General features: G+C 62.8%; 7 protein-coding genes. 6 read left to right on the top strand and 1 reads right to left on the bottom strand.

The window, feature by feature from the left end:
• The 5 genes from QZ994_RS18205 to QZ994_RS18225 all read left to right on the top strand — a co-directional run.
• Window positions 1-624: DUF2867 domain-containing protein (locus QZ994_RS18205; protein WP_290876979.1), on the top strand; the 624-nt coding region annotated here is incomplete at its 5' end.
• 292 nt (window positions 625-916) lie between these two features.
• Window positions 917-1,159, top strand: a complete 243-nt coding sequence (locus tag QZ994_RS18210; protein ID WP_290876982.1) for a type II toxin-antitoxin system Phd/YefM family antitoxin — start codon at window positions 917-919, stop codon at window positions 1,157-1,159.
• Complete coding sequence (locus QZ994_RS18215) at window positions 1,156-1,419, top strand: Txe/YoeB family addiction module toxin (RefSeq protein WP_290876986.1); 264 nt, start codon at window positions 1,156-1,158, stop codon at window positions 1,417-1,419. The genes QZ994_RS18210 and QZ994_RS18215 overlap by 4 nt, the downstream gene beginning before the upstream one ends.
• A gap of 154 nt (window positions 1,420-1,573) precedes the next feature.
• Entirely contained in the window at window positions 1,574-1,906 is a 333-nt protein-coding gene (locus QZ994_RS18220) for a hypothetical protein (RefSeq protein WP_290876989.1), read from the top strand.
• Window positions 1,907-2,134: 228 nt separating this feature from the next.
• Complete coding sequence (locus tag QZ994_RS18225; protein WP_290876999.1) at window positions 2,135-2,323, top strand: YjfB family protein; 189 nt, start codon at window positions 2,135-2,137, stop codon at window positions 2,321-2,323.
• Between the two features lie 85 nt (window positions 2,324-2,408).
• On the opposite strand, the gene QZ994_RS18230 is transcribed toward QZ994_RS18225, so the two are convergent.
• The gene (locus tag QZ994_RS18230) at window positions 2,409-2,531 is read right to left on the bottom strand and encodes a hypothetical protein (RefSeq protein WP_290876993.1); all 123 of its coding nucleotides are present in this window, start codon (window positions 2,529-2,531) and stop codon (window positions 2,409-2,411) included.
• Window positions 2,532-3,140: 609 nt separating this feature from the next.
• Between QZ994_RS18230 and QZ994_RS18235 the strand changes: the two genes are divergently transcribed.
• The coding region (locus QZ994_RS18235) for a filamentous hemagglutinin N-terminal domain-containing protein (RefSeq protein ID WP_290876996.1) at window positions 3,141-6,023 on the top strand (2,883 nt) is incomplete at its 3' end.

Here is a 6,023-nt window from a genome sequence, read left to right on the forward strand (position 1 = left end):
CAAGGCCCATGGGCCTTGTTGGTACCCTCCACTCGCTGCGCTCCTTCCGGCGCCGCTTACCTTGGGCGCTGGGCTCTTCCTGTTCCACAAACAAGGATGCATTTCATGATTGCTCAAGCCTCTGAAGTACCCTCAATCAGCGCACTCAAAGACAGCTTGCGCACGGCCTTCTTCTCCGATTGCTACTCTGTTGAGCTGCCCCTCGATTCGCGTACCCCACTTGAGCTTTACCTCAACGTGGCCTCTCGCACTCCTCAGTGGGTCGACTTTCTCATGAACGTGAGAAACAAAATCGTCGCGCGCATCGGCCTAAAAGACATGGGAGCGCTTAGCGGCGTCTCACCAAATAAAGCTGCCGCCGACTATAGCGTCGGCGATCAAGCAGGCATCTTCAAGCTGATCGAAGCCAATGATCGAGAAGTCATCCTCGGCGAAACAGACAAGCACCTCGATGTTCGAATTTCGGTTGTCAAGCAACAGCACAAAAACCGCACAACCGTTTCGGTTTCAACCGTCGTTCATGTGCATAACCTGTTGGGGCGTATTTACATGTTCTTCGTGACGCCAGCTCACCGGGTCATTGCACCTGCAACCGTTTCCAAGCTAGCGCTAAAGCAACCATAAACCTATGCTCAACCGCCGAGGCGGTGGCGGGCCACCACGCTAGTCACCATGCTGCACCGCCTCCTGTACGAAGTGCTTCGCTTGTAGTCACACCAAGAGTCACCTGGCAACAGCACCGACCATAGCCGCAAAGGCCCCACACGCCGCTCACGGAGGCGGTAGGCCGAAGATCAGCAAGTTGCGTCGCACGCTGAGCCCCCAACGCAAGCGCAGATAGCTGCCTGTCTGCAGTTCAATGCGCCCTTGACCTGTCGTACCGATAGGCGTACGCTTTGCGGCACAGGAGTTCATCATGCAAACACTCACCGCCAGCGAAGCACGCGCCAACCTCTACCGCCTCATGGATCAGGCGGCCGAGTCTCATCAGCCCATCACCATCGCTGGCAAGCGCCACGATGCCGTGCTTGTCTCCGCAGAAGACTGGCAGGCCATCCAAGAAACGCTCTACCTGCTCTCCGTGCCCGGCATGCGTGAATCGATCAAAGAAGGCATGGCCCAAGCACCAGACACGTGTGCCAAGGAGCTCGACTGGTGAGCTGGGAAGTCGTTTACGCCAAGCACGCTCAAAAAGACGCGCAGAAACTCTCAGCTCGCGGATTGAAAGACAAAGCGCAAGAGCTGCTTGCCATCATCAAAGAAAACCCATTTCAAAATCCGCCGCCTTATGAAAAGCTCGTTGGCGATCTGTCAGGCGCATATTCAAGGCGAATCAATATCCAACATCGCCTCGTGTACGAAGTTCTCCAAGAACAAAAAATCGTCAAAGTTCTTCGCATGTGGTCACATTATGAATAATGTGACTCAACGGTATCCGCTTCGGTCAACAAGGCTTACGCAAGAAGTGCTCACGGGCACAGCCCGAAATAATACGAAGTAGCGCCCAGGCAAGCGCGAACAATTTGAAGCCTGGCTGTCAGGTCAACGTGGAAACCAACAGAGAACCCACAACGTGAATCGCTGGAACATTCCGCCTGATCTCGAACGCGATGTGTCCCAGCGCGACAAACACTGCGTGTACTGTCAGCACGACTTCTCGCTGCCCGCCACGACTCGAGGTATGAGGCCATCGTGGGAGCACATCGTGAACGACGAACGGATCATCTCGGCAGCAAACATCGCCCTTTGCTGTATTTCTTGCAATGCGAGCAAGGGTGCCAGGCTGCTCGAGGTCTGGCTCCAATCAAAATATTGCGCCCGCAAGGGCATTTCAGTTGACACAGTGGCCGATGTGGTTCGCGAAGCATTGACGAATCCACCGACGTACCCAACATCGAACAGCTGATGTTCAACTGCAAATCGCAGAAGAAGTAAAGCGCAACCGAACAGAGCGCGAAGAGTGGCCGCCGCAAGCCTCACGACAAGCCCATTTGGCGCGAACCTGGGGATTTCGGTCAGACGCCACACAGGCGGGGCTTGGCTGGACCAGCGCCATCAAGGTTGCGGCCAAGGTGGCCGATCTCCGAACGCCATCCCGGCATCAGGAGCCCCCACCATGAGCAGCATTGCCAACATGCCCGGCGTCAGCGCCGCCACCCAGGCCGCGCAGAGCCCCACGGCCGACGCCGTGCAGATGAACGTTCTGCGCAAGGCGCTGAACACCCAGACGGCCGCCGCCGCCACCCTGCTGGAGGGCCTGCCCCAACAGCCTCAACTGGCCACCGAGGGATCGGTGGGGCGCAACGTCAACACCTACGCCTGAGGCGTGTGATGGGCGCGTGGCGAGGTGATCACACCACCCGCCACCACCCCGGCGGCAGCGCCTTGATCTGGCGGCGCTGGACGAGTCACCTCAAGTCAAAAGGAACGAGGTCCTCAAAACTGCGCGCATCGAACATCAACTTCCAATTCTTGGCCGTTGCTGGCTCACCTTGGGCCACGCCCTTCTGCGTCACATCAATCGGCGTCATGGCCCCATCTCTGGGGGCATCAGTCCGGTATGTCCACAACGGCATGATCAAAGTTCCACGCGTGATGGAAGCGAACGACGGAAGATGAAGCCCGATCGCCGATTGCCCGCGAGAAAACGCGTCTCTCCGCCCCCCTGCCCTCATGGCCCGACCACCTCACCTGAATGGAGTTGCCTGAAACTCATCGGGCCCTTTGCCTTCGACGACACCGGCATCGTCGCCGCGGTCACTGCGTTGAGTCGGGCGGGACACACGGTTCATGACCCAGCCAACGGCGCACCCATGCCCTGACCGCCCATCTTGCAAGCCCCTCTGGCGCGAGCCCGGGGATTTCCGTCGCGGCGAGACGCCTCTGACACCTGCATCACGGGTGAGCGAGGCGTTTGAGCGGTGCCGTTGATCGGCAGGAATTGGCAAAACTGAAAACCTTTTCAAAGGCGACACCTCAAGTCGGAACGGAAACATCCGAACAATTTGAAGTCGGCCACAGACCCCGAAAGGGGTGGCGAGCCAGACGCCCGAAGAGGCGAGCAAGGAGACTCGATCGGTGCAGCCAGAGGCCATCCATGGCCCGACTCCTTGTGACCGGCATGCCCACAGGAGCCCGCCATGCACGCCTCGATGAACCGCCTCTATCGGCTGGTCTGGTCTGAAGTCAACCAAACCTGGGTGGCCGTTTCCGAGAATCGCCCAGGACGTGGCAAGAAGGGGCGTGCGGGCAGACAGGCAGCCTTGGCCTCCGGCCTGATCGCGGCCACCTGCTCGGCCTGGTCGGCCGGCGCGGTCTTGCCCACCGGAGGGCAGGTCTCGCTGGGGCAGGGCAGCATCAGCCAGGGGGGCAACACCCTCACCGTGACGCAGGGCAGCAACCGCCTGGTCACCAACTGGGAGAGCTTCAACATCGGCACAGGCCAGACGGTGCGCTTCGTGCAGCCCTCGGCCACCTCGGTGGCGCTCAACCGCGTGCTGGGCGGTGAGGCCTCACTCATCCAGGGCCAGTTGCTGGCCAATGGCCAGGTTTACCTGCTCAACCCCAATGGCGTGCTGTTTGGCGCGGGCGCAAGGGTGGACACCGCGGGCCTGGTGGCCTCAACCCTGGCCATGAGCGATGCCGATTTCATGGCTGGCCGCCTGCACCTGTCCGGCAGCAGCCAGGCAGCCGTGCGCAACGAAGGCAGCCTGACCGCGACGGATGGCGGGCCCGTGGCCCTGATCGCGGCCCAGGTGGTGAACACCGGCCGTATCCAGGCCGACGGGGGCACGGTGGCCCTGGCTTCGGGCCAGGACGTGACACTCGATCTGGGTGGGAGCGTGCGCCTGCAGGTCAACCAGGGCACCCTGGACGGGCTGATCGCCAACAGTGGCGTGATCCAGGCCGACGGTGGCCACCTCCTGATGACCGCCAAGGCCGCCGACGCGCTGAGCCGCTCGGTGATCAACCAGACCGGCGTGCTGCGCGCACGCACCCTGAGCACCGGCGCCAGCGGTGAGATCATCCTGATGGGCGACATGACCCACGGGACGCTGACGGTGGGCGGTCAGATTGACGCGACCGCGCCCGTGTCAGGCCGCGGCGGCTTCATCGAGACTTCTGCCGCGCATGTCGAGACGCTGGCGGGCCTGAATGTGCAGGCCGGCGCACGCCTGGGTCTGGGCGGCACCTGGCTGATCGACCCCTACGACTACACGATCGATGCGACCGCGGCCGGCAACATCGTCACCGCGCTCAACGGCGGCACCAGCGTCACGGTGACCACGCAGTCGAGCAACAGCAGCTATGGCGGCGGGGCATCCGGCAGCGGCGACATCACGGTGTCCAGCGCCATCAGCAAGACCAGCGGCGGCAACGCCACACTGACCCTGCGTGCCGACCGCAACATCATCGTCAACAGCGCCATCGGCTCGACCAGCGGGCAGTTGGGCATCACCCTCAGCGCGGCCAACAACGCGTCGAGCTCGCTGGGTGGCATCACCCTGAACGCCAACCTGAGCAGCAACGGCGGGCGCATCCTGATGGGTGGGGCGGGTGGCAACCAGACCTCGGCCACCAACTTCGGCATCGGCTACGCGCTCAACAGCAGCACCTCGACACCCGGCGTCAAGATCGGCACGGGCGTGTCGGTGAGCTCCGGCGGCGGGAACATCACGATCAATGGTTGGTCGTCGCAAACGGCCAGCGGCACCTACAGCGCCACCAAGGGGGGCGTGTACGTGCTCTCAGGAGCCACGGTGGACAGCGGCGGCGGCAACATCTACATCGGCGCGCGCAGCACGGCCGACGACAGCGTCTTTGCTTTCGGCCTGGAGGCGGCATCAGGCACGACCACCACCTTCAAGACGAGCACCAGCACCGGCGCCATCTTCGTGGACGCCACCAACGACATCGACCCCTTGGGCTCGCTGGGCTTGACCAACAATGGCTCGCAGGCCCGCATCCAGTTCTGGGCGCCGAGCGTGGCGCACTACCTGTTCAAGCTCAATGGCTCGAACCAGGCCGCCACCTTCACGCAGAGCCCGCCGTGCAACCCCGGCTACCCCAACTGCGGCACCATGGTGATCGCGGGGGGCAACCAGAGCTACACCTCGGCGGGCTACAACGCCGTCAGCATGGCCATGAACCCGATCTACGTGTTCACGGGCAACGGCAGCAAGACCTACAACGGTGATACCACCGCCAGCGGGGTGGCCCTGAGCAAGCTGGGCGGGCCGGTTGGCTTCCAGCTGTCTGATCTGGGCACCCTGACCTTCGACACGGGCAGCAAGAACGTCGGCAGCTACGACACCCTGGCCTCATCGGCCAGCAACCCGACCAGCTACCAGTCGGGCACCTACGCCGTGGCCTATTTCAACCAGGGCACCTACACGATCACGCAGAAGACGATCAGCAGCTTCAGCGCGGGCAACAAGGTGTATGACGGCACCACGGCGGCCAACGTGACGGGCAGCGGCATCGTCAACGGCGATGCGGTGACGGTCAACGCCACCGGTGGCTTCGCATCGGCCAACGTGGGCAACGGCATCACGGTGAACGTGACGGGCGTGAGCCTGAGCGGCGCAGATGCCGGCAACTACGTGGTGTCGGGCGGCGGCAGCATCACGACCACGGCCAACATCACGCCGGCACCGCTGACCGTGACGGCCACCGGGACCAGCCAGACCTACAACGGCCAGAGCTACAGCGGCGGCAACGGGGTGACCTACAGCGGCTTCGTGAACAACGAAACCAGCAGCGTGGTCAGCGGCAGCGTGAGCTACGGCGGCACCAGCCAGGGCGCCACCAACGCGGGCAGCTACACCATCGCGCCCTCGGGCCTGACGGCCAGCAACTACGACATCAGCTACGTCAACGGCGCCCTGACCATCAACCCCGCCACGCTGACCTACACGGCCAATGCGGCCAGCCGCACCTATGGGGCCAGCAACCCCGCGTTCAGCGGCACGGTGACCGGCTTCGTCAACGGCGAGAACCAGGCCAGCGCCACCACCGGCACG

It is taken from the genome of Aquabacterium sp., from assembly GCF_021768455.1.
Taxonomy (GTDB): Bacteria; Pseudomonadota; Gammaproteobacteria; order Burkholderiales; family Burkholderiaceae_C; genus Aquabacterium.

What these genes read in the sequence shown, in the direction of transcription:
- QZ994_RS18210 (WP_290876982.1), top strand. Translation starts at nt 917, where the DNA reads ATGCAAACACTCACCGCCAGCGAAGCACGCGCCAACCTCTACCGCCTC.
- QZ994_RS18225 (WP_290876999.1), top strand. Translation starts at nt 2,135, where the DNA reads ATGCCCGGCGTCAGCGCCGCCACCCAGGCCGCGCAGAGCCCCACGGCC.
- QZ994_RS18230 (WP_290876993.1), bottom strand. Translation starts at nt 2,531, where the DNA reads ATGACGCCGATTGATGTGACGCAGAAGGGCGTGGCCCAAGGTGAGCCA.